Origin of the sequence: Polynucleobacter campilacus (assembly GCF_002206625.1) — a bacterium.
Lineage (GTDB): Bacteria > Pseudomonadota > Gammaproteobacteria > Burkholderiales > Burkholderiaceae > Polynucleobacter > Polynucleobacter campilacus.
In genome coordinates this window covers 217,994-241,841 of the sequence record NZ_NGUP01000001.1, presented here as the reverse complement: position 1 = coordinate 241,841, position 23,848 = coordinate 217,994, and the positions used below count along the sequence as shown (strand labels likewise).

At 45.7% G+C, this 23,848-nt stretch carries 26 protein-coding genes; 5 read left to right on the top strand and 21 right to left on the bottom strand.

The genetic code is table 11. From position 1 onward, the window contains the following. Entirely contained in the window at window positions 1–792 is a 792-nt protein-coding gene (locus tag CBI31_RS01245; RefSeq protein WP_088524606.1) for a phosphatase PAP2 family protein, read from the top strand. 6 nt (window positions 793–798) lie between these two features. Continuing rightward, window positions 799–1,668: a 23S rRNA (adenine(2030)-N(6))-methyltransferase RlmJ gene (locus CBI31_RS01240; RefSeq protein ID WP_088524605.1), complete on the top strand. Its 870-nt coding sequence runs from the start codon at window positions 799–801 to the stop codon at window positions 1,666–1,668. 20 nt (window positions 1,669–1,688) lie between these two features. On the opposite strand, the gene CBI31_RS01235 is transcribed toward CBI31_RS01240, so the two are convergent. The 12 genes from CBI31_RS01235 to CBI31_RS01180 all read right to left on the bottom strand — a co-directional run bounded on the left by CBI31_RS01235 (window position 1,689) and on the right by CBI31_RS01180 (window position 11,058). After that, the gene (locus CBI31_RS01235; protein WP_088524935.1) at window positions 1,689–2,255 is read right to left on the bottom strand and encodes an SOUL family heme-binding protein; all 567 of its coding nucleotides are present in this window, start codon (window positions 2,253–2,255) and stop codon (window positions 1,689–1,691) included. A 69-nt stretch (window positions 2,256–2,324) separates the two neighbouring features. Then, window positions 2,325–3,269: an LD-carboxypeptidase gene (locus CBI31_RS01230; RefSeq protein WP_088524604.1), complete on the bottom strand. Its 945-nt coding sequence runs from the start codon at window positions 3,267–3,269 to the stop codon at window positions 2,325–2,327. Beyond that, the gene (gene tadA, locus CBI31_RS01225; RefSeq protein WP_088524603.1) at window positions 3,266–3,724 is read right to left on the bottom strand and encodes a tRNA adenosine(34) deaminase TadA; all 459 of its coding nucleotides are present in this window, start codon (window positions 3,722–3,724) and stop codon (window positions 3,266–3,268) included. The genes CBI31_RS01230 and tadA overlap by 4 nt, the downstream gene beginning before the upstream one ends. Next, window positions 3,724–4,188 carry a 6-carboxytetrahydropterin synthase QueD gene (queD, locus tag CBI31_RS01220; protein ID WP_088524602.1) on the bottom strand — a complete coding sequence of 155 codons (465 nt, stop codon included), beginning with the start codon at window positions 4,186–4,188 and terminating at the stop codon, window positions 3,724–3,726. Before queD ends, tadA begins: the two co-directional genes overlap by 1 nt. 49 nt (window positions 4,189–4,237) lie before the next feature. Further along, window positions 4,238–4,894 carry a 7-carboxy-7-deazaguanine synthase gene (gene queE, locus CBI31_RS01215; RefSeq protein ID WP_088524601.1) on the bottom strand — a complete coding sequence of 219 codons (657 nt, stop codon included), beginning with the start codon at window positions 4,892–4,894 and terminating at the stop codon, window positions 4,238–4,240. A gap of 21 nt (window positions 4,895–4,915) precedes the next feature. After that, complete coding sequence (locus CBI31_RS01210; RefSeq protein ID WP_206075422.1) at window positions 4,916–5,653, bottom strand: hypothetical protein; 738 nt, start codon at window positions 5,651–5,653, stop codon at window positions 4,916–4,918. Then, complete coding sequence (locus CBI31_RS01205) at window positions 5,629–6,330, bottom strand: hypothetical protein (RefSeq protein WP_088524600.1); 702 nt, start codon at window positions 6,328–6,330, stop codon at window positions 5,629–5,631. The genes CBI31_RS01210 and CBI31_RS01205 overlap by 25 nt, the downstream gene beginning before the upstream one ends. A 21-nt stretch (window positions 6,331–6,351) precedes the next feature. Further along, window positions 6,352–7,149, bottom strand: a complete 798-nt coding sequence (locus tag CBI31_RS01200) for a ferritin-like domain-containing protein (RefSeq protein WP_088524599.1) — start codon at window positions 7,147–7,149, stop codon at window positions 6,352–6,354. Between the two features lie 23 nt (window positions 7,150–7,172). Continuing rightward, window positions 7,173–8,780 (bottom strand): glutamine-hydrolyzing GMP synthase, encoded by a 1,608-nt coding sequence (gene guaA / locus CBI31_RS01195; RefSeq protein ID WP_088524933.1) that lies wholly within the window; start codon window positions 8,778–8,780, stop codon window positions 7,173–7,175. A gap of 13 nt (window positions 8,781–8,793) precedes the next feature. Continuing rightward, window positions 8,794–10,257, bottom strand: a complete 1,464-nt coding sequence (gene guaB / locus CBI31_RS01190; protein WP_088524598.1) for an IMP dehydrogenase — start codon at window positions 10,255–10,257, stop codon at window positions 8,794–8,796. A 26-nt stretch (window positions 10,258–10,283) separates the two neighbouring features. Beyond that, window positions 10,284–10,634, bottom strand: coding sequence for an RnfH family protein (locus tag CBI31_RS01185; protein WP_088524597.1), 351 nt, complete (start codon window positions 10,632–10,634; stop codon window positions 10,284–10,286). After that, window positions 10,627–11,058 (bottom strand): type II toxin-antitoxin system RatA family toxin, encoded by a 432-nt coding sequence (locus CBI31_RS01180; protein WP_088524596.1) that lies wholly within the window; start codon window positions 11,056–11,058, stop codon window positions 10,627–10,629. Before CBI31_RS01180 ends, CBI31_RS01185 begins: the two co-directional genes overlap by 8 nt. 25 nt (window positions 11,059–11,083) lie before the next feature. On the opposite strand from CBI31_RS01180, the gene smpB reads away from it, so the two are divergent. Further along, window positions 11,084–11,536, top strand: coding sequence for an SsrA-binding protein SmpB (gene smpB / locus CBI31_RS01175; RefSeq protein ID WP_088524595.1), 453 nt, complete (start codon window positions 11,084–11,086; stop codon window positions 11,534–11,536). A gap of 60 nt (window positions 11,537–11,596) precedes the next feature. Here the strand turns inward: smpB and ppsA are convergent, their stop codons facing one another. Next, window positions 11,597–14,002, bottom strand: a complete 2,406-nt coding sequence (gene ppsA / locus CBI31_RS01170; protein ID WP_088524594.1) for a phosphoenolpyruvate synthase — start codon at window positions 14,000–14,002, stop codon at window positions 11,597–11,599. Between the two features lie 104 nt (window positions 14,003–14,106). On the opposite strand from ppsA, the gene ppsR reads away from it, so the two are divergent. Beyond that, the gene (gene ppsR / locus CBI31_RS01165; protein WP_088524593.1) at window positions 14,107–14,934 is read left to right on the top strand and encodes a posphoenolpyruvate synthetase regulatory kinase/phosphorylase PpsR; all 828 of its coding nucleotides are present in this window, start codon (window positions 14,107–14,109) and stop codon (window positions 14,932–14,934) included. A gap of 57 nt (window positions 14,935–14,991) precedes the next feature. Continuing rightward, window positions 14,992–15,942, top strand: a complete 951-nt coding sequence (locus CBI31_RS01160; protein ID WP_088524592.1) for a hypothetical protein — start codon at window positions 14,992–14,994, stop codon at window positions 15,940–15,942. Window positions 15,943–15,965: 23 nt separating this feature from the next. Here CBI31_RS01160 and CBI31_RS01155 read toward each other — a convergent pair whose 3' ends face one another. From CBI31_RS01155 to bamA, 8 genes are read right to left on the bottom strand one after another with little or no spacing between them, the layout of a single operon-like run. Further along, window positions 15,966–16,787: a TrmH family RNA methyltransferase gene (locus tag CBI31_RS01155; RefSeq protein ID WP_088524591.1), complete on the bottom strand. Its 822-nt coding sequence runs from the start codon at window positions 16,785–16,787 to the stop codon at window positions 15,966–15,968. Between the two features lie 2 nt (window positions 16,788–16,789). After that, window positions 16,790–17,383: a ribonuclease HII gene (gene rnhB, locus CBI31_RS01150; RefSeq protein ID WP_088524590.1), complete on the bottom strand. Its 594-nt coding sequence runs from the start codon at window positions 17,381–17,383 to the stop codon at window positions 16,790–16,792. Next, on the bottom strand, window positions 17,380–18,585 hold the full coding sequence (gene lpxB / locus CBI31_RS01145; RefSeq protein ID WP_088524589.1) for a lipid-A-disaccharide synthase: 1,206 nt from the start codon (window positions 18,583–18,585) through the stop codon (window positions 17,380–17,382). Before lpxB ends, rnhB begins: the two co-directional genes overlap by 4 nt. Before the next feature lie 9 nt (window positions 18,586–18,594). Continuing rightward, window positions 18,595–19,392 (bottom strand): acyl-ACP--UDP-N-acetylglucosamine O-acyltransferase, encoded by a 798-nt coding sequence (lpxA, locus tag CBI31_RS01140; RefSeq protein WP_088524588.1) that lies wholly within the window; start codon window positions 19,390–19,392, stop codon window positions 18,595–18,597. Next, a complete protein-coding gene (gene fabZ, locus CBI31_RS01135) occupies window positions 19,392–19,841 on the bottom strand; it encodes a 3-hydroxyacyl-ACP dehydratase FabZ (RefSeq protein WP_088524587.1) in 450 nt (149 codons plus the stop codon). The genes lpxA and fabZ overlap by 1 nt, the downstream gene beginning before the upstream one ends. A 46-nt stretch (window positions 19,842–19,887) precedes the next feature. Further along, window positions 19,888–20,955, bottom strand: a complete 1,068-nt coding sequence (gene lpxD / locus CBI31_RS01130; protein WP_088524586.1) for a UDP-3-O-(3-hydroxymyristoyl)glucosamine N-acyltransferase — start codon at window positions 20,953–20,955, stop codon at window positions 19,888–19,890. Window positions 20,956–20,959: 4 nt separating this feature from the next. Continuing rightward, window positions 20,960–21,487, bottom strand: coding sequence for an OmpH/Skp family outer membrane protein (locus CBI31_RS01125; protein WP_088524585.1), 528 nt, complete (start codon window positions 21,485–21,487; stop codon window positions 20,960–20,962). A 17-nt stretch (window positions 21,488–21,504) separates the two neighbouring features. Then, on the bottom strand, window positions 21,505–23,844 hold the full coding sequence (gene bamA, locus CBI31_RS01120; RefSeq protein ID WP_420812058.1) for an outer membrane protein assembly factor BamA: 2,340 nt from the start codon (window positions 23,842–23,844) through the stop codon (window positions 21,505–21,507). Between the last annotated feature and the right edge of the window lie 4 nt (window positions 23,845–23,848).

Below are 23,848 nucleotides of genomic sequence, written 5' to 3'. Positions count from 1 at the left end.
ATGCGCAACAAAGTAATTCCGACATCAGCCTGGTTTATTCCGCTAGCCCCACTATCACTCGCATCTGCAATTTATTTTGGTGAACTACAAAGTAGTAGCTTTTTATATCTCAATGAATTAGCACAAACCTTGCCTGATACCCTATGGGTATGGCTCACATTTCTAGGCAATGGATGGGGAGTCTTCGCCATTACCTTTCCCCTCCTCTTGCTAGCGCCCCGCGTGTTAACTGCCGGAATCTTTGCTGGTGTTATTGCGGCAATTACAAGCACCGCTTTAAAGAGTTATTTTGACCTACCAAGACCGGCTGGTGTTTTAGCAGATGGTAGCTTTTATCGACTAGGTGAACCCTTACTTCATAAAGCATTCCCCTCTGGGCATACCCTCACGGCTTTTGCTATAGCTGCAGCCTTATATTTTTCTTGTGATAAAGATAAACGTAAACCCCTGTTGCTTTTATTTATTGTTGCAGCCCTCGTTGGTTTATCGCGCAGTGCTATTGGAGCGCACTGGTTAACTGATGTATTAGGTGGCGCAGGCTTTGGAATATGGTGCGGAATACTAGGGGCTCTCTTAGCGAGTTTCATTCCTGAAAGATATTTTTCAATTCAGGGTGCGTGGCTTCGTCTTGTAGCCATTGGGGGCGTAATTGCTATTTATGCTCATCTAACTCAAATCATGGATCATGAACTCAACCTGCCACTACAGTATGGATCAATAGCCATACTACTAATCACTTTGGCCTTTTTTATTAAAGCGCAATTCAATACCTCAGTCACTAAATCAGAGTGATTCACCATGTTTAGTTATCGACACGCGTTTCATGCTGGCAGTCATGCTGACATTCTCAAGCATCTGACCCTGATTCATCTGGTCGAATACTTGCAGGAAAAGCCTGGCGCCTTGACGATGATTGATACACATGCTGGAGCCGGTATTTATAGTCTGAAAGATGGCTTTGCTGCAGTTAGCAAAGAAGCTGAGGGTGGAATATTCCGACTACTCAAGTTTATCGAGGCAGGTAATCCATGTGCAGAGAGTGTTAAAAAATACGTAACCCTTGTTCAAGCGAAAAATATGGGTAATGAACTTGCTAGCTATCCTGGATCACCTTTTATTTTGGCTCACTTACTAAGGTCACAGGATCGACTCAAATTATTTGAACTACACCCCAAAGAGATCGACATACTTAGACACAATGTGAGAGAGTTGGCGCAGGCAAAGCAGATTGATGTTTATGCCGAAGATAGCTTTGCCAGACTCAAAGGCTTAGTGCCACCGCCAAGTAGACGTGGTCTAGTACTGATTGACCCTTCTTATGAGGATAAACAGGACTACCGATATCTTGAACTAGCGCTGGAAGAAGCTTTGCAACGCTTTGCTACTGGCTGCTATGCCATTTGGTACCCGATCCTCTCCCGAAGAGAGTCAGCAGCACTGCCAGATCGCATGAAAAAAATTGCTGCTAGCCATACACGCTCATGGTTACAGGCTGAGTTAAGGGTTGAGAATGCGCCAGGAGAGCGTCGCCTGCAAGCTAGCGGTATGTTCATCATCAATCCGCCATGGACTCTGGAAAAGCATTTGGCAGAGGCTTTGCCCACTCTCACCAAGGCATTAGGTGTAGACGCTGGTGCTCAATTTTTACTAAAGAGCTTCGAAGCTTAAGTAATTCACTTCAACAGTTTCTAGTCCCGCACATCGATCATAATTTCATTTCGGCGCATAAATGGTAGCGTCCAAGGCGGGTTATAGCGTGCAAACTTTGGCGCACTGGCTACCTGAAGATTTTTAGTCTTCATCCACTCCTCTAGCTCTAGAGTTCTTTCGGCGACTTTATTTGCATTATAAAAACCAGAAAAGCTAATCACTGCTCGCTTTACTGCAGGAATCTGTCGAATCTGCACCTTAGAGTTCAGGGGCTTTGGCAAGTTTTCCATAGTGTATTGAGCGGGCATCACAAATGAAACAATCCATTGGCCAGCATTTGATTCAATGCTGACTGGAGAAGTCATCGCAATCTTGGCGCTTTTGGGTGCCTGCTCTTCAATTGCCACTGGTGTCGTCATGGCAATCTTCTCGCTCACTTGGTTCTGTCCAAAGATATAGGCCGCAATGAGACGAAAACCTTGGCCGGAGGCCTCCTCCAAATCACCCTCTACCTTCACCTCAGCCAAAATCATGGGCGCATAGGATCTCAGCTCAAAAGGGGGTGTTTTTTCTAGGACGGTAAATTGCGGTTCTTCAGTTGCCATTACTGCTCCCGTAAAAGTCAGCGTAATCACAAGCAGAATAATTCTCACTAGAAACTGCTTTAATCGCATCTACCAGTTTGCCTTGAGATGAAAACCATTACCGTTGTAATCTAAAGTTGCCTGCGCACCCACAGGCAGCGTTACCTTATTGGCTTGATGACCAAATGGCAGACTCGTCAAAATAGGAATGTTATCTGGTAAACGCTGACGGATAGTCTCAATAGCCCGCTCCAATGTATAACCTTTATCGTTATCGTAAAGGCGATAGGCAGAAAAACCGCCCAACAGAATCGCAGACTGATGATTCAGAATGTCAGCATCGAGTAATTGCATCAGCATTCGCTCTAAGCGATAAGGATGCTCATTCACATCCTCTAAAAATAAGATGCCATTTTGAGTTTGCTGTAGGGATGGTAAATACGGAGTTCCGACCAAGCCCGCTAGGACTGTTAAGTTACCACCCCATAAAATCCCTTTAACTTCACCACTATTTGCCTTGGCCAAAAAGGATTGTGGTGCTGATACTTTGCAATCCAGCTTTCGGTCTTGAATAGCAGTTTGAAAATGGCTCCACATAAATGCATCAGGAGCGATTGCTTTACCGCCGTCATCAAGCTTACCAAAATCATAGTTCAGCATTGGCCCAGATAAAGTGATGGCGCCTGTCTTAGCCAATAAGCCCAATTGAAATACTGTGAAATCACTATGACCAGAAATTTGTAAGCCATTGCCGATGGCCTTGGCAATGCCGACCCAATCAATCTTTGGTAGTAGACGATGAATACCATAACCACCCCGCATAGCCATAACTACAGTCTCAGGAGCGAGTGTCGCTATGCTATTTAATTCATTTAAGCGCGCTTCATCATTTCCTGAAAAACGCTCATGAACACGCTTCACGCATTCTGAATTCTGAATCGCAATACCCTGACTTTTTAGCCAATCAATCCCAGCTAAAGGACTTTTATCGTCTAGAGTTGCTCCGGAAGGAGCAATCAAGTGAATGGATTTCAACGTCGCTCCTTAAAAAAATCACGCAGTAATTGACCGCACTCTTGAGCCATCACTCCACCTTCAATAACGGTCTGATGATTGAGTTGTTTTAATGAGAATACATCCAAAACACTGCCAGCAGCACCTGTTTTTGGGTCTGCGGCCCCATAAACAATCCGGTCAACTCTAGCGTGCAGCATTGCACCAGCGCACATTGTGCAAGGCTCTAAGCTTACATATAGGGTAGTACCTGGTAAACGGTAATTTTCTTCAGCTAAAGCGGCCTGTCTTAGCGCCAGCATTTCAGCATGGGCACTAGGATCATGATTGGTGATAGGTTGGTTAAATGCCCTAGCAATCACCTGGCCATCACGGACTATCACAGCACCCACTGGAACCTCACCAGCAAGAGCAGCTAACCTAGCTTGCTCTAGAGCCTGCTGCATGAACTGGCGATCAAGCTCTACTTGCTTCATTAGGGGTGATGTACGTCAGCCCAGCAATTGGGTGTCTCGTATAAACGAAGAGCAGAGAGCTCAAGGCGCCCACCAAAAGCTTTACTAAATACTGGCTGCAAAATAGCAAAAGCAGTATTGGCTAAATTTTCAACAGTAGGGACATGCTCCATCACGACTGTTTTGTGATTAGGTAGTGTTGCCAAGAAAGCAACTAAGCCCTCATCCTCTTTAGCCACCAAGAATGCATGGTCCCAAAGATCAACAATATATTGATTTGTTAGGCGTTTAATATCCCCAAAGTCGAGCACCATACCGTCATCAGCTTTGCCAGGATGATCTGCAACCTCTCCAGTTAAGGTAACTTCAATTGCATAACGATGTCCATGCAAATGCTTACATTGCCCATCATGATTGGGAATGCGGTGTCCTGAGTCAAACTCAAGACGGCGGGTGATGGAAATTGCAGCTTGTTTACTTGTCATTTAGATCTCATGAGTAGCACTACTGGACTTAGCCAGATTATCGAATACTTTATCTAATACCGATGAGTTTATGGGATTGGAGACTTAATCTCCAAAGTGGGCGTTTTTGGCACAGACTGATAGCTAATTCAGTATTGATTTTAAGGTTTGCTCCATCCATTGGCTGCAAGAAGCGATTGCGATAATCCATCTTCTCAAAACGTGCCAATAACTTCTCCAGAGAATCATGCCCCTCTTGAGGTATTACTAACTTGAGCTCATTCGCTTGGAGAACAATTAAATCAGAGCCTGCTTTGGGACTGACACATACCCAATCGACACCCTTAGGGACTTTGATAGTGCCATTTGTTTCAATCGCAATCTCGAAACCTTTTTGATGAAGCTTTTCAATAAGCTCTTCATCTAGCTGCAACAGCGGTTCACCACCCGTGAGAACTACATAGCGCTGTTGTGGCCCTGCTGAAGTACTTGTCCATGAAGACTCAATAGCATTCACCAAATCTTGAGCAGTTTCAAACTTTCCGCCACCATCACCATCACTACCTACAAAATCGGTATCACAAAATTTACAGGTAGCAGTTGCACGATCCTCTTCACGACCACTCCATAAATTACAACCAGCAAAGCGGCAAAAAACAGCAGCTCGTCCAGCATGGGCGCCTTCACCCTGAAGAGTAGGAAAGAGTTCTTTAACGGTATACACAATGAGCCTATTTTAAGCGCATTACTACTTCCAGGAGACTAGCTCCCACTGAAGATAATCTTCCCAATAAGCGTTAGGCCAATAGACGCCAGCTGTAATGTAGCGCCCACTACCTCTGCGTATGACCCAGCGACCAATTTCAGGTGCAAACCATACATTCTCTTCGCGCACACTTTGAAGCCTAAAAAGGTCATTACTCGCAAAATAAGGCATCTCATTGTGATAGTGAATGGTGAGAAACTTTCCAGCGGGAGACTGGATTTGCTCCCATGCAAGCGTGGCCATGCTTAGCCCCCAGTAATAGCTAGCATCGGGATAGTTAAGTACTTGATACTGGGTTTTGTAAAACCGTGAAGAACCTACTTGAAGTTGCTCTGGCCAAAGAGGAATTGGCTGTTGAAATAACTGCGGAGGACTCCAGTGAGGATCTTGCAAAATGAAACCCCAAGGTGATTGGATTTCATCTGGAAGTTGGCCGGTCTTAACTCCAGACCTTGCAATACGAATTTCACTACCAACCGAGACAACCCTCTCGGTAACGGTATCAACAATTTCTTGATTAAAAACATTGCGAACCTGATAGACCCACTCTTGCCCAACCTTAGGCGCCCTAACGGCAGGTGGGGATGCGGGTTGCGCTACATTTACACCCTGAGGAAAAGGTTGCGCGGAAATACACCCCGCCAAAATAATAGGTAGGGCTACAAGTAAAAATACTCGGCAGCGATTTATTTTCATTACTTGCAAGAGGTCAGCTGCCATTGGTAACCTCCCTCTAATATGGTTACACCGATCTGGCCTTGAATTTGATAAGAGCCAGACGCCTCACGAGCCACCCATCGCCCAATTTGCGGAGCAAACCAAACCGTTTCCTTACGAATGCAATCTACTTTATTTGCATCTGAACTCTCATAATTGATGAGATTCTGAAAGCGCAGCGCAACAAACTCTCCTGCAGGGACGGTGATTTTTTCCCAGCCCTGCACACTCATATATTCCTGCCAATTTAAACGGGAGTCAGAGTAACCAGCAACACTGTACTTGGTAGTAAATTGCTTACTCCAGTCAGTGGAAAGTTCTAGTGGCCATAGGGGTAGCGAAGGATTAAAGTTCAGCAAACGAGACCATTGGGTATCCGTTGCAACCATACCCCAAGAAGTTTGAATTTCACTAGGCAGCATCCCACCATCTTGATCGCGGCGATCAATCACAATATTCGGTCCAATCTTAGAAATGCGCTCAGTAACTAAGCCAAGTGTTTTACCATTGAAAACATCCTTTTTTATATAGGACCACTCTTGACCAATCTGGGGTGGTCGAACTGTAGGCGTTGGCTTGGGGGCTGCAATCGGAATCCCACGCTCATAAGAAAGTGGTACACCACAAGCAACTGGAGCCAAGGCGGCGGATGCAATAAATGTTCGACGAGATAAATTCATATTTCCTCCAGGTTTATCTAATTATGTTCCAAGCAGACTTAACTCTTCAGAGGTGAACCCCGCTTGTTTGCGAGCCTCTAGGTTAAATGGGCCTCTTAATGTCGGGGCGCAGTATGCCCTAGCTAATTCTTTATAAGTCTTAATTGGAGACACGTTCTCTTTGGCACATAAAAAATTAAACCATCGATTACCAATCAGCACATGTCCCACTTCATCTCTTAAGATAGTTTCTAAAATTTCGACAACCTCATGATCTTTAATTTGCTTAAAGCGATCTCGTATGGCTGGGACCGCATCCAAACCTCTGGCCTCCATTGTTCTGGGGACTAAAGCCATTCTGGCGATGACTGCATCCGAGGTTCTTTCAACCATCTCCCATAAACTATTGTGAGCAGGAAAATTTCCGTAGGCAACACCAACCGATTGCAGATGATTCTCAATCAAGCTAAAGTGGTGAGCCTCTTCCTTAGCAACCCTTAACCAATCCTCGTAGTATTGTTCAGGCATATCAGCAAATCGCCAAATTGCATCTAGCGCAAGATTCATGGCATTAAATTCAATATGGGCAAGAGAATGTAATAAAGAGAGCCTACCTTCAACCGTATCCATTTTTCTTTTGGGAACAGTTAATGGTGGAACTAACTCTGGCTTTTGTGGGCGTCCAGGAAGTGAAAGCCCATCTGCATTCAAAACACTGGATGTATCTAGATCGATATGTTCTTGCTGATACTGGACAAATAATTGCTTTACCCGGTTAACCTTGGTTGCCGGATTAGTGATGGCCAATAATTCAAGGGCAGTTTGGCGAAGCTCTGGCATTGATGACAGAAGTCTAGAAAGAATTATTCCCACTCAATCGTTGCAGGCGGTTTTCCACTAATGTCATAAACCACTCGATTGATACCACGCACTTCATTGATAATGCGATTCGAAACTTTACCCAATAACTCATGCGGTAAGTGTGCCCAATGGGCAGTCATAAAGTCTTGCGTTTGCACTGCCCTCAACGCCACGACATATTCATAGGTTCTGCCATCACCCATGACACCAACCGATTTGACTGGGAGAAATACTGCAAAGGCCTGACTGGTTAAGTCATACCAAGACTTTTGACTGGCTTCATCAATCGTGTTGCGTAACTCTTCAATAAAGATAGCATCAGCGCGTTGCAATAAGTTTGCAAACTCTGCTTTGACTTCCCCCAAGATGCGAACACCTAGACCTGGTCCAGGGAATGGATGGCGATAGACCATCTCTCTTGGTAGACCTAAAGCAACGCCGAGCTCACGAACCTCATCTTTAAAAAGTTCACGTAACGGCTCTAATAACTTCAGATGCATATCTTCTGGCAAGCCTCCCACGTTATGGTGACTCTTAATCGTATGCGCGCCTTTTTTACCTTTGCCAGCAGACTCAATTACATCTGGATAAATTGTTCCTTGAGCTAACCACTTGGCATTCTCAATCTTGCCAGACTCAGTCTGGAAAATTTCTACAAACTCTTTACCGATAATCTTGCGCTTCGCTTCAGGATCAGAAGCACCGGCCAATTGACCCATGAAGGTATCTTTGGCATCCACGCGGATCACTTTAACGCCAAGATTGCGGGCAAACATTTCCATTACCATGTCGCCTTCGTTCAAACGAAGCAGGCCATGATCTACAAAAACACAAGTGAGTTGATCACCAATGGCGCGATGAATGAGGGCAGCAGCAACGCTAGAGTCAACGCCACCAGATAAGCCCAGGATGACTTCATCATCTCCAACCTGCTTACGAATATTTTCAACAGCTTCAGCAATGTAATCGCCCATCACCCAATCTGGCTTGCATTTGCAAATCTCATGCACAAAACGCTCAATGATTGCAGTGCCTTGGATGGTATGCGTCACTTCTGGATGGAACTGAAATGCATAGAAGCGGCGCTCTTCGTCTGCCATACCCGCAATAGGACAAGACTCAGTAGAAGCCATTAACTTAAATGAAGGTGGCAAGGTCGTTACCGAATCGCCATGGCTCATCCAAACTTTGAGGATGCCATGACCTTCACTAGTAGAGAAATCCTGAATACCTTTGAGGAGATTGGTGTGGCCATGAGCACGAACCTCAGAATAGCCAAACTCACGTGCCTTACCTAATGACTCAGCAGAGGCTACAGCACCACCCAATTGGGTTGCCATGGTTTGCATGCCATAGCAAATACCAAGAACAGGGACGCCTAGTTCAAAAACAATTTGTGGTGCGCGTGGGCTGCCAGCTTCTGTTACTGAGCTAGGGCCGCCCGAGAGAATGATTCCCTTACCGCCCTGCTCTTGAATAAATTTACGAATGAATTCTGGATCACAGTCGTAGGAATGGATCTCTGAATAGACTCGTGCATCACGTGCACGTCTAGCAATTAATTGGGTTACTTGTGAACCAAAGTCGAGAATCAGTATTTTGTCGTGCACGAAAGAAACAGCCTTAATCAATGTGGTAATTCGGCGCTTCCTTAGTGATCTTCACATCATGAACGTGTGACTCGCGCACACCCGCTGAAGTGATTTCCACAAAATTGGCTTTTTCATGTAACTCGGCAATGGTTTTGCAGCCTAGATAACCCATCGAGGAACGAATGCCTCCTGTGAGTTGATGCAAGATCGCGAGCACGCTACCCTTGTAAGGGACTTGCCCCTCAATACCTTCTGGAACGAGTTTCTCTGCATTGGCTACGATATCACTCTGGAAATAACGATCTGCAGAACCATCAGCCATCGCGCCCAATGAACCCATACCGCGATAACTCTTATAGGAGCGTCCCTGATATAAGAACACTTCACCCGGGGCTTCTTCTGTACCAGCAAACATACCGCCCATCATGACGGAGCTTGCGCCAGCGGCAAGCGCTTTTGCAACATCACCAGAGTAACGAACACCACCGTCAGCGATTAATGGAATACCGGTGCCTTTCAGTGCTGCAGCTACATTGACGATTGCACTAATTTGAGGAACGCCAACACCCGCAACAATCCGAGTAGTACAAATGGAGCCAGGGCCAATACCAACCTTCACACCATCAGCACCATGATCAGCTAGGGCTTTAGCAGCATCGCCAGTAGCAATGTTGCCACCAATCACCTGAACGTGTGGAAATTTTGTCTTAACCCATTTGACGCGATCTAAAACACCCTGACTATGGCCATGAGCGGTATCCACCACAATCACATCGACACCAGCGCGCACTAAAAGCTCAATACGCTCATCATTATCTGGACCAACACCCACTGCGGCACCCACACGCAGCTTACCTTCACCGTCTTTACAGGCATTAGGGTGCTCTGTGGCCTTGAGAATATCTTTCACGGTAATGAGACCGCGTAACTCAAATTTATTATTGACAACCAATACGCGCTCTAAACGATGTTGACTCATTGAGCGCTTTGCTTCTTCTAATGAGCAGCCCTCTTGTACAGTCACCAAGCGCTCACGCGGCGTCATTTTGGTTTTAACTGGGGCATCTAAATCTTCTTCGAAACGCAAATCACGATTCGTAATAATGCCGACAACTTCTTTACCTACTAAAACTGGAAACCCAGAGAAGCCATGTTCACGAGAAAGTTGAATCACTTGGCGCAGAGTGAAATCTGGACCGATCGTGATTGGGTCGCGCAAAACACCAGATTCATAACGCTTTACTTTTGCTACTTCACGCGCTTGCTCAGCTGGCGTTAAGTTTTTATGAATGATGCCAATGCCACCCTCACTAGCCATGGCAATTGCCAAACGACCTTCGGTCACGGTATCCATTGCAGCAGACACCAGCGGTGTATTGAGAGAAATTTCCCGAGTTAACTTACTTGCCAGACTGGCATCTCGAGGAAGTACCGATGAATAGGCCGGCACGAGGAGCACATCGTCAAAAGTGAGTGCTTTTTGAATGAGTCGCATACAAAACCCCTAGTCACAAAAACAGATTATAGCCTCCTAGCCTTTCTTTTAGCAGCGGCAGCCTGGAATTTGGCGTCCTGATTCTGGTTAGCCTTCTTACGGCGGACGCTTTTAGGGTCAATTAACAGGGGGGAATACAGCTCCAAACGATCACCAGAGTAAATGGGGCTGTCCCAATCTTTACGCTTGCCAAAGACCCCAAAACAGCCTTTTCTGCCTAGGAGTGGGTCATCTTGACCTGTGGCAATACCTGCCCTTACCAAGGCTAAGCCCACCGTAGCAAGCTCACCCTCCTCAAGAATAAATTGGAACGGGCTCAGAACAGGGTCACCCTTTCTGGCATCGCAGAGTAAAAGATCTAATCTGCGGCTAGCCATCCAGATCCTCAGCTCTTTTCACAAAACAATCGACAAAAGTGCCAGCAATATGGCTAAAAACAGGGCCAATAATCTTATCGAGAATGGCACTCTTAAATTCCCAGTGAAGCTTAAATTCCACCTTACAGGCATCTTCTCGCAAAGGGATGAAATTCCACTGCCCCGAAAAATGCTTAAAAGGTCCATCCACAAAGACCATATCAATGGTTTCTGGGCGGTGGTTGATATTGCGGGTATGAAAAAATTGGTTAATACCCTTGAAATGAATATTAATTTTGGCGTCCAGGACCGTCTCAGTTTGCTCAAAAATCTCCACCCCGCCACACCAAGGCAAAAACTCGGGATATTTCGCCACATCGGTTACCAAGCCATACATCCGGTCGGCTGATTGCCCAATTAAAACGGTCTTGTAGACGTCTGCCATAATCGATCTTGGAAGCTAAATAACTATGAGTATCGTCGATAACAAAAAAGCTTTCTTCGATTATTTTATCGAGGAACGCTTTGAGGCCGGACTTGTGCTGGAGGGCTGGGAAGTCAAAGCCATCCGCGCTGGTCGCGCGCACATCAAAGAAGCGTATGTCGTCATTCGCCAGGCGGAGCTTTTCCTGATCGGCTGCCATATCACCCCCCTGCTTTCTGCTTCCACCCATATTGTTCCTGATAGCACCCGTACCAGAAAACTCCTGCTCAATGCCATTGAGATTCGTAAGCTCATCGGCAAGGTAGAGCAAAAGGGTTACACCTTAGTACCCCTAAACCTGCATTTTTCCAAAGGTAATGTGAAGTGTGAGATTGGGCTAGCTCGAGGTAAAAAACAGCATGACAAACGTGCTGCCACCAAAGAGCGTGAATGGGAAGTGCAAAAAGGTCGCATTGCTAGAGGCGATTTGAATGCCTAGTACTTCTAAGAAAAAAGGCCTAGATTCAATCTAGGCCTTTTGATGTGCTGCTTGAGTAATTTAGGCTTTTAAACTCTTTCCCAACATCTCCCAAGTTTCCACAACGCTATCTGGATTCAATGAGATAGAAGTAATCCCTTTCTCCACTAACCAGCGTGCAAAGTCTGGGTGATCTGATGGGCCCTGACCACAGATACCAACATACTTGTTTTGTTTGCGACAAGCATCAATAGAGCGCGCAATCATGAACTCCACTGCTGGATCACGCTCATCAAAGTCAATCGCAAGTAATTCCATGCCAGAGTCGCGATCTAGTCCTAGTGTTAACTGCGTCATATCGTTAGAGCCAATCGAGAAGCCATCGAAATACTCTAAGAACTGATCAGCCAAAATTGCATTCGAAGGAATCTCGCACATCATGATGAGGCGCAAGCCATTGACTCCGCGCTTCAGACCAAGCTTCTCCATCATCTCAATCACGCGCTTAGCTTGATTAATGGTACGTACAAACGGAATCATGATCTCGACGTTATCAAGCCCCATCTCTTCACGCACACGCTTCATCGCTGCGCACTCAAGTGCAAAGGCTTCGCCAAAATCTGCAGATACATAGCGTGATGCGCCGCGGAAACCTAGCATTGGATTTTCTTCATCCGGCTCATAGCGTGAACCACCAATTAACTTCTTGTACTCATTCGATTTGAAATCGGATAAACGAACGATCACGGGTTTTGGATAAAAAGCGGCTGCAATCGTTGCCACTCCTTCAACTAATTTATCTTCATAAAACTGACGTGGGCTGGCGTAACCGCGAGCCACGCTCTCTACTGCACGTTTGAGCTCTGGATCAATATTGGGGTACTCCAATACAGCACGTGGATGTACGCCAATATAGTTATTGATAATGAATTCAAGACGGGCAAGGCCTACGCCTGCATTGGGGATTTGGCAGAAATCAAATGCCAACTGAGGATTGCCAATGTTCATCGTGATCTTCACTGGAATCTCTGGCAATACACCCCGAGATATCTCGGTGACTTCGGTTTCGATCAAGCCATCATAAATATGACCCTCATCACCCTCAGAACAAGAAACGGTCACCATCATGCCATCTTGCAAATGCTCGGTAGCATCACCGCAGCCTACTACTGCAGGCACCCCTAGTTCACGTGCGATGATCGCTGCGTGGCAAGTACGGCCGCCACGGTTAGTCACAATTGCAGAAGCGCGCTTCATCACTGGCTCCCAGTTCGGGTCAGTCATATCGGCAACCAATACATCGCCTGGCTGAACACGATCCATTTCGCTAGGATCACGAATGATTCTGACGGGGCCTGCACCAATCTTCTGGCCAATTGCACGCCCTTTAGCTAGTACTTTGGAGCTGCCTTTGAGTTTGTAGCGCATCTCGACTTGACCAGCTGCTTGACTCTTCACAGTCTCAGGGCGCGCCTGAAGAATATAGATACGGCCATCTTGACCATCTTTGCCCCACTCGATATCCATTGGACGACCGTAGTGCTTTTCGATAATGACAGCGTATTTAGCCAGCTCGGTGATGTCTGTATCCTCTAAAGAAAAGCGATTGCGCTTCTCAGGGGTGACATCCACAGTTTGTACTTTCTCGCTAGAGCCTTTAGGTGCAAATTGCATCTGAATTAACTTAGACCCTAAAGAGCGACGAATGATCGCTTTTTTATCTTGGGCTAGCGTAGTTTTAAATACATAAAACTCATCAGGGTTCACCGCACCCTGCACGACGGTCTCACCTAAACCGTAGCTAGAGGTAATAAAGACGACATCCTCAAAACCAGATTCAGTATCTAAGGTAAACATGACGCCAGCCGCGCCCAAATCAGAACGGACCATACGCTGAATACCGGCAGATAAAGCTACTTCAGCATGGGCAAAGCCCTTGTGCACCCGGTAAGAGATGGCGCGATCGTTGTAAAGGGAAGCGAAGACCTCACGAATTTTCTTTAGAACATCGTCAATGCCCTCGACGTTCAAAAATGTTTCTTGTTGGCCAGCAAAGGAAGCATCTGGTAAGTCTTCCGCAGTAGCAGATGAACGTACGGCAAAGGAGCCTTTGCCAGAATCATCCAACACTGCAAAAGCTTTACGAATTTCCTCATCTAACTTAGCCTGAAATGGTGCTGTTTCGATCCATTCACGAATCTCTGCGCCAGCCTGGGCCAGTGCGCGCACATCATCAATATTTAAACCCTCCAAACGCTTCTGAATACGCTCAGTCAGATTATTGTGTTTCAGAAAATCACGAAATGCCAAGGCGGTGGTCGCAAAACCGGTTGGCACACGCACTCCTGTGGAAGCCAATTGAGAAATCATCTCGCCCAATGAAGCATTCTTACCGCCAACTGATTCAACATCAGTCATACGAAGTTGCTCAAAAGGCAAAACATAGGCATCTGCCACACTGCTATTTTGTTGCTGTTGGTTGGACATAAAATACTCTCTAAGGGTAGGAAAACTGGTCAGGCAGCCACTCAAATGGGGCATACTTCAATAATTCCTATTGTAGTGCTGACCCTGACTTTTAGGCCAAATCCATGTCTACCGAAACCCGTATCGTTTTCATTGTTTCTGACGGAACCGGCATCACCGCCGAGAACTTCAGCCAATCAATTCTGGCTCAATTTGAGGCCACTTTTAAGCACATCCGCATTCCTTTTGTGGATAGCGTCGATAAGGCTCATGAGGCCGTCAGCAACATCAATCAGGCATTTGAGAAATATAGGGTTCAGCCCATTGTGTTCACCACTTTGGTGAACCCTGAACTCAATCACATTGTGAGCAAAGCCAACGGCCTTATTTTGGATATGTTTCAAACCTTTGTGGCACCGCTAGAGGATGCGCTTGGGATGAAATCTACCCACGCCATGAACCGCCTGCATCACAATGCAGATACCGAGGCTTACAAGAACCGTATCGAAGCTATCAATTACTCTTTGGCTCACGATGATGGGCAATCGAATCAAAATTTGATTGAGGCTGATGTCATATTGGTTGGTATTTCGCGAGTTGGCAAAACCCCAACTAGTCTTTACTTAGCAATGCAGTATGGGTTGAAGGCAGCAAACTACCCGCTGATTCCAGAAGACTTTGAGCGAGGGCAGCTGCCTAAGGACTTGATGCCCTATCGCCAAAAGATTTTTGGCCTCATGATTGATGCTGAGCGGCTTTCAGAAATTCGTAACGAACGACGTCCAGGTAGTAATTACGCCAAACTAGAAAACTGCCGCTACGAAATTAATGAAGCGACTGCAATGATGAAAAAACAATCTATCCCCTGGGTTTTAACCACGAGTAAATCGATTGAAGAGATTGCAACCACGGTATTACAAGCCATGAAATCAGATAAAACAATTCTGGGCTAGAGCGCTATTTTTTAGCATCATTTTCGACAAAACAAGAGTTTGGCTTAAATCATTTACATGGCTCATTGGATTCAGCGCCTCTTTCTAGCATGCTTATACACCTTAGGTATTGCGCAATATGCCTATGGTCAAACTCCGCTTCAAGATACGGGAACGAACTATTTAAAGAAAAGGGCTGATGCCTTAATGACCATTGTTGGGTACTCGCTAACGCCGGATGTCACAACAGGAAATCTCAAAATTAATAGTGGCAGTGGAGATAGAGCCGATTTACAAATGACATCATTGGGCGGCGGTGATCGGATCAGCGCCAACTTCCCGCTTTACCTAGAAGGAACGCTAGCTTTAAGTCGCTACAACCCAACCTTTACTGATGGAGTTGGCAGTAAGTCCGTCAATATTCCCATGTATTGGAATAGCATTACAGGCACTGGTGGAGTTGGCTGGGATTTTCCGATTACAGATCAATTACGATTTAGGCCGATAGCTAACTTCATGCTTGGCCATTTGGAAAGTGATGCTTCCATCGCTACACGCTACATTAACAATAATCGAGACATTAATCTGCAGTTTATAAATAGTGGTCGCATGAACTCCTATGGGCTAGGCGGATCAGTCATGCTCGACTATGAGAACTACAAACCTGATCAAGAAATTGATGTTGAGCTTCGTTACACCAATATCGCCCTTCAAACTTTTGATAGCTCTGCAGCAGTCCAAGGATCTGCAGACTCCCAAAGTGCGTCTCTATGGGCGCGCAGCAGAATTCCTACGCCTTTTATGGCCTTAGATAGGCCCGTAAGAGCTGTTTTTGAAGTTGCTAATACGCAATTCTTGGGAAATTTGCGTGGAGCCCTTGGCTTTAGTTCGCTATCATCCATTGGAACTGGTGTTGAACTTGATAGAAGTGCATCAGATCCCATTTTTACCCGGATACGATTAGTCTTTCGTTATCAATTTGGTCTAAATGTTCGAGGTACTTCAATCGGATTAGCGGCAAGCTTTTAAATTATTTAGAAATATCCTGAGTACTACTGTCTTATGCGCATTGTCTCAAATAGACAGATGGCAGCAGCCGTAGAAACATTGAGCGACTCAACCCTGGGGTCCATTGGAATGGATATTCCCTTGGCTTGAGCCAGAAGAACTTCAGAAACTCCTTGTCCTTCACTACCCATCACCCAAGCCACTGGATGGAGTAACTCTTGATTAAGGGAGTAGAGATCCTGTTCAGCATCTGCAGTAGCAGCCAACATTGGGGCCGTCACTGCACTGAGCACTTGCTGATTTGACCAACCTTCATACAGATCTAATAGGCGGTGTGAGCCCATACCAGCTCGCAATACTTTGCTAGACCATAAGTGTGCGCAACCCGTTGTAGCAATGACCTGGGTGAACCCTGCGGCAGCAGCTGTTCGCAAGATAGATCCCACATTCCCCGCATCTTGAATGCGGTCTAGGATAAGTACATCTCCAGCAAGTGTAGCGATCGATTGTGGCGGAGTTAAGCAAGATTTTGGTAGATCCAGCAGACCAGCAATATGGGGCGCATTTACTAACTCACTCAGTAAATCCCATAAGGAACTATCGAGTTGATAAACCTTGGTATCAGGACATATTTCTATATGTTCATATACTACCTGTGAGATTTCTATATTCTGAAGGCCAAGATCAGAAGTAAGCAAAATCTTGAGGGCAGGATCACCCACCCAGGTTTGTACGAGATGAATGCCCTCCAACAGGGCCTGGCCACTGGCGAGCCTTGCCTTCTGACCCTTTGAGCCAGTCGCCTGGAGGTTGCGAATCTCCTTAAATAGAGGATTTTCTTTAGAAGTAATAAGGTCGAAGTTCATGACTAACTTGTAACGCCTTCAAGAACTCTTCGTACAGGAGAAAAACTTCTGCGATGCTCAGCGCATGCACCGAATTCTTTAAGAGCAGCAAAGTGGGCCTCCGTTGGGTAACCCATATGCTGTGCAAATCCATACTGTGGATGGAGCTTATCTAATGCTTGCATCTGGCGATCGCGCGTTACTTTCGCGATGATAGATGCCGCTGAAATCGCCGGCTCTTTGGAATCCCCTTTAATAATTGCCTCAGCAGATATCGGTAACTCAGGGCAGCGATTACCATCAATGAGTGCTTTATCTGGCCAAGCGCCTAATCGTATTGTTAAATCCTCGATCGCCCGTCTCATCGCTAACATGGTGGCTTGCAAAATATTAATATCGTCAATCTCTGCAGGGCTAGCTTCGCCAACGCCCCAGGCTTTAGCTTTCTCCATGATTTGTTCATAGAGAAACTCGCGCCTTGCAGGAGTCAGTTTCTTGGAGTCTCTTAAGCCTTCGATGGGATTGTTTGGGTCAAGTACTACCGCCCCTGCCACGACCGCCCCAACCAATGGCCCGCGCCCTACCTCGTCAACCCCGCAGATCCAAATCAGACTCACGACTGAACCCTTTTCTGACGACTGTTTGTAATCGTTTGAGCGACTGCCTGTGCAACCAAGAGGCCAGTTGGACGACGGAGTGTCTCATGCATTTGAGAGAACCGTGCCTTGAGTTCGGCAACTTTATTAGGATGATTTAACCAATCCATGAGAGCTTGGGCTAACTTTTCTGCAGTAGCCTCATTTTGTAACAACTCTGGAACCACAAATTCACCACATAAAATATTTGGCAAACCAACATACGGCAAGTAGCCCTGACGTTTCATGATTTGTGCAGTTAACCAAGGCACCTTGTAAGAAATCACCATGGGTTTTTTCCACAGGGCTGCTTGTAATGTGGCTGTACCGCTAGCAATTAACACCACATCTGAAGCCTCTAATACTTCATCAGCCATACCATCTAGTAATTGAATCTGAATATCAGGATTTAGATTTTTAGCCTGAAGCAGAAGCTCCTCCAGGGGGACACGTAATCGTGGAGTAGCAACCGGAATTAAAAACTGGAGTTTCTGTCCTTTTAATTTCTCGCTCAGTAAATGCATCGTTTCAAAAAATACTGGGGCAATGAGCTCAATCTCTGAACTACGACTGCCAGGCAATACTGCAATCACAATACTATCGAGTAAGTTACTCGATAGTTTTAATTCTTTTGTAATTTTTTCTCGGGCCTGCTTTGTATTTGGCTCAAGTGGAATTTCACTTGCTAGCGGGTGACCCACATAAGTCGAGGCTACACCTGCCCGATCATAGATTTCAGTTTCAAAAGGGAAAATACATAGCATGCGCTCGACAGCCTGAGAAATCTTCTTAATACGCCCCGCTCTCCACGCCCAAATCGATGGCGAAACTAAATGTAAAGTTGGAATACCCGCTTTGCGTAAGTGGAGCTCAACACCTAAATTAAAGTCTGGAGCATCTACTCCTAAATACACATCTGGGCGCCCTTCACCTGTCAGATGTTGGATGAGCTCTTTGCGGAGCTTCAAAATAGCAGGAAGCTGTTTGATTGCCTCAACATAGCCTCGAACACTTAAGGTCTCCATAGGCCAATCGGAACGCATGCCCTGAGCTTGCATGCGAGGACCACCGATGCCATAGACCTCTAGGTCGGCCATATCTGGAATTTGGTTCAATGCGCTTAGGACTGGTGCAGCAAGCAAATCACCAGAGGGTTCGCCCGCTACACAAGCTAACTTAGGCAAAGTAAAGCCTTAGCGAATGATGCCGCGCGTGGAGGCGGCAATGAAATCATGAAACTGAGCGAGTTTTTCTGCAGTAGCAGCATCCGCTGCATGTACAGTGATCATTTTTTGAATCTCTACCTTGGCATCCTCAAAACTGAGCCCATCTTTATATAGCACTTTGTAGGCCTGGCGCAATGCAGAAATCGTTTCACTTGAAAATCCACGGCGCTTGAGACCCTCAACGTTAATTCCATGAGGGCTAGCCTTGTCACCAGCTGCAATCACAAATGGCGGAATATCTTGAACTAAAACAGAAGCTCCGCCTAACATGACATGCTGTCCAATGCGAACAAACTGATGTACTCCAGACATACCGCCCATAATCGCCCAGTCATCAACGTGAACGTGGCCTGCAATTTGTGCATTACTAGAGAAGATGGTGTGATTACCTATCTGGCAATCATGCGCAATATGCACATAAGACATGATCCAGTTATCACTTCCAATACGAGTGATACCTTCGTCTTGCGCTGTGCCGGTATGAATGGTTGTGAACTCACGTACTGTATTGCGATCACCAATAATGAGTTGAGTAGGTTCGCCGCGGTATTTCATATCCTGAGGCGGGCCACCAATGGCAGCAAAGTGCGCAAAATTATTCTCTTTGCCGATAGTCGTATAACCCTCAATCACGGTATGTGAGCCTACTTTAGTGCCGGCACCAATCTTGACATTAGGGCCGACAACAGAGTAAGGGCCAATCTCAACATCGCTAGCCAACTCCGCTTTGCTATCAACTACAGCGGATGCATGAATCCGAGTCATTACGCGCCTTTCGTACGAACCGCACAAGTGATATTTGCTTCAGCCGCAATCTCACCATCTACCGTTGCTAGTACAGAAAACTTATAAATACCGGCACGGCCGCGCTCTAACTTGGCAGTCATAATGAGCTGGTCACCTGGCAGAACTGGCTTTTTAAAGCGGGCATTATCAATTCCGGCGAAATAATAAATAGCATCCTCTGCGCGCTCTTCTGAAAAAGTGAGCAATGCAGCAGTTTGCGCCAAAGCCTCAATAATGAGCACTCCCGGCATTACCGGAAAATCTGGGAAATGCCCCTGAAAGAATGGCTCATTCATTGTGACGTTCTTTAATGCAGTAATAGATTCACGTGGCGTAATTTCGAGCACACGATCTACCAGCAAAAATGGATAGCGATGCGGCAATAACTTCAGAATCTTATTGATATCGATCGCAATTGGCTTGCTCATGGGGTACCTACTTAAAAGTTAATATAAATTTAATTACTGGCGGATCTTAAGATCCCGAACCCTTGCTCTTATCCAATAAACGCAAACGTTGACGTATTTTATCTAGGCCACGCAAGATCGCTGCATTTTTCTCCCAGGCGCTATGGGGCATTGAGGGGTAAACGCCCGTAAAATGCTGTCCTGGCTCAGTTATAGAGCGAATAATTGAGGTATTACCAGAAACCGTAGTTCTATCAGCAATCGTAAGATGCCCTGCAAAATTCGAAGCGCCTCCAATAATGCAGAAATTACCAATTTTCGTACTACCCGAAATAGCGGCACACCCTGCAATCACACAGCACTCACCAACAGTGACGTTGTGCGCGATTTGTACTTGATTATCGATTTTAGTTCCCGAGCCAATCATAGTGTCACTCATAGCACCACGATCAATCGTGGTTGAGGCACCAATCTCGACATCATTGCCAATGACCACCGTGCCAGTTTGTGGAATTTTGACCCACTCTCCGCCGGTTGCAGAAAAATCTGGTGCAAATCCAAAACCATCAGCACCAATCACAGCACCACTATGAATAATGCAGCGCTCACCGATATGAGTGCCGCAATAAATCGAAACTGAAGGGTAAATCAGCGTATCGCTCGCAATGGCGCTATCTCTAGCAATCGAAGAATTTCCCAAAATTGATATACGCTCGCCTAACTTTACGCCGGCACCAATTTGTACGAAGGGTCCAATATGGCATGAAGCGGGAACAACGGCCGTGGAATCTATCACAGCGCTTGGATGTATTCCAGGGGGGTATGTTGGCGAGCCTTCTTTTGCAAAAAACTGCGCCATTCTGGCAAAAGTTGCGTAAGGGTTTTTAGAGACAAAGTAAACTCGTTTTGATGAGTTAGCACTTGGATTCGCTTGTAAAAACTCTAAATCAGCTTTGCTAACAATCAATGCCCCTGCAAGACTATCACTGGCCTGTTGGCGATATAGTGGATTGGAGAGGAAAGATATTTGGTTCGATTGCGCCCGCTCCAGAGGAGCGAGGCCAATCAGTACTCGGGAGGCTTCCCCCACCAAGCTTGCTTGAAACTGTTCGGCCAGCTCGATGGCAGTCGGCATAAATTTACTTTAGGCTATTTAAAACCCTGATGATTTCATCAGTAACATCAACCTTAGGATTTGCGTAAGGAGGATCCTGGATGATGATATCTAATTTTTTTTGCTCAGCAACCTGTTTGAGCGCAATATTAGCCTTCTCAGCAATCTTGGCACGGTCCTCAAAGTTTCTTTGATTAAGGTCTTCTGTAAACTCACGTTGCTTACGTTGCAGTTCGCGATCTTGCTCGGCCAGCTCACGTTGACGACGTACCCGCTCAGTCTCATTCATCACAGGAGCATCTCGCTCCAATTTCTCAGCTGCAGCTTTTATCTTTCCTGCAGCATCTCTGATGTCATTTTGGCGTTTAGAAAAATCTTTTTCGATTTTGGCCTGACTTTGTTTGGCAATATTGGATTCGTTAAATACTTTATCAACATTGACAGCGCCAATTCTGGCTCCTGCATCCTGAGCAAAAACTTGTGGGGCAATCATCGCCGCCATTGCAGCAATGATGCCAACTTGAATCCATTTTGAAGAGTGATAAAACTTCATAATCTTTCCTTAAACAATTAAAACGCCGTACCTACCTGGAATTGCAATCGCTGGACGTTGTCTGTTGGTAGAGATTTATACGGGATACCGTAACTAAATTTCAAAGGTCCTAACGGTGATATCCATGATAAACCTAATCCGTAGGAATATTTTAAGACTAAGTTGATATTTTCCCCAAAGGCATTACCGCCGTCAACGAAGGTAAATAAACGCAGGGTTTTATCTACGCCAGACCCAGGAACTGGGAAGGTATATTCCACGTTACTGACGATCTTAGACTGACCACCAGTGGCTTGGTAAGAGCCTATATTGTAGTTGTAGTACTGGGGACCCAAGGATCCCGGAGCATAACCACGTACAGAGCCAATACCACCGACATAATAGTTTTTGGTAATAGGGAATGGTTTAGTGCCATATGCCTCGCCATACCCCACTTCACCATTGAAGGACAAAATATTGCCTTTTGAGAAAGAGTGATATTTCTGGTACTGCCCAAACAATCGATAGAAAGTCAGGTCACCAACTGGTGTACCGACCTCACCAGATAGCTGCTGCAATGAACCTTCCGACGGAATTAATGCGCTATCACGACCATCGCGTGCCCAACCCACAGTCAAGGGCACGTTATAAGTGGTTAAAGTGCCAGGGTAACCGGGTGAAGGAATGCCGTAATCCATTGCATAGTTGAGATACGGCTGCGGTGTATTCGAAGAAGTGCTAATTCGGAAGGCCTCTATACCAGTTCCAAAAAACACCCTATCTACTTCGGTATAAGGAACGCCAAATTTAATGTTTGAGCCTACTGACTTGATTTGGTAGTTAGGATCTCCAGCGTAATAGAGCGGCTTTGCAGAGCGATAGTACAAGTCGGTATAACGACTAATGCCATCTTCAGTAAAGTAAGGATCATAGTTAGAAAAAGCGAGATTTTGATTCACTTTACCCATGGAAAAATTCAAACCAACGGATGTGCCAGTACCGAATGCATTTTCCTGATTGATACCAGCTGACAAAATTAATTTTTCTGTGGAAGAGAATCCAGCACCAATGGTTACCGCACCCGTTGGTTTTTCAGTCACCTTTACCTTAACGTCTACCTGGTCAGGAGACCCAGGAACATCCTCAGTAGTGATGTCGGTTTCAGTAAAGTAACCCATGCGACCTAAACGTTTTTTAGATAGATCGATCTTGTCACTATCAAACCAAGAGCTCTCAAACTGACGCATCTCGCGACGAATAACGATGTCACGGGTTTTTGCGTTACCAGAAATATTCACATTGCGAACATAAATACGACGTCCCGGATCAATCACTAGGGTTAGATCAACTTCAGCTTGCTCGCGTCGCACATCTGGCTGCGGATTAATAGTTGCAAAAGCATAGCCATATGAGCCCAATATCTCAGCAATTGCCTTGGTGCTTTCTGTCAACTTGGCAGAAGAAAAGGTGTCACCCGGCTTCAATGTAATCAACTGCATTAACTCGGCCTCTTTACCCAAAGTATCACCAGCTACACGTACACCCTTCACTGTGAACTTTTTACCTTCCTTAATACTAATGGTGAGGTAAACACCTTTTTTATCTGGAGTAATCGATACCTGAGTAGACTCAATGACAAACTCAAGATATCCACGATTTAAATAATAAGAACGAATAGTCTCTAAGTCAGCAGTCAACTTTTGCTTCGAATACAAGTTATCTTTGCTATACCAAGATAACCATCCACCAGTCTTCAATTGCATCTCACTTTTAAGAGTGCTTTCGCTAAAGACTTCATTACCAATAAAGTTAATCTCTTGAATTTTGGCAACTGGACCTTCATCAATATTGAAATAAATCGCCACCTGGTTACGTTCAACAGGAGTTACCGTAGCGACCACTTCAGCCGCATACATGCCCTTACCGACATACTGGCGCTTTAACTCTTGCTCAGCCTTATCAATGATCGCCTTGTCATAAAAGCGTGCTTCTGCAACGCCTACTGACTTTAATGACTTTCGCACAATCTCTTGATCAAACTCTTTCATCCCCGTGAATTCGATACGGGAAACCGTTGGGCGCTCCTCGACAATCACAATCAGAATATCGCCCTGAGCTTGAATTTGCACATCTCGAAAAAAGCCTGTGCTATACAAGGCTTTGATTGCGTCTCCGCCCTTTTCTTCTGTAAAAGTATCTCCAACCTGAACAGAAAGATAACTAAATACCGTACCTGGTTCTACGCGCTGTAATCCCTCGATACGAATATCTTTAACTACAAAAGATTCAGCTGCATGAATATTTAAACTGAGCGCAGCAGTGATCACCAACAAAAGCTGAGCAATCAAGCGGGTAGAAATACGCAAAGGCGAGGTCAGAAAA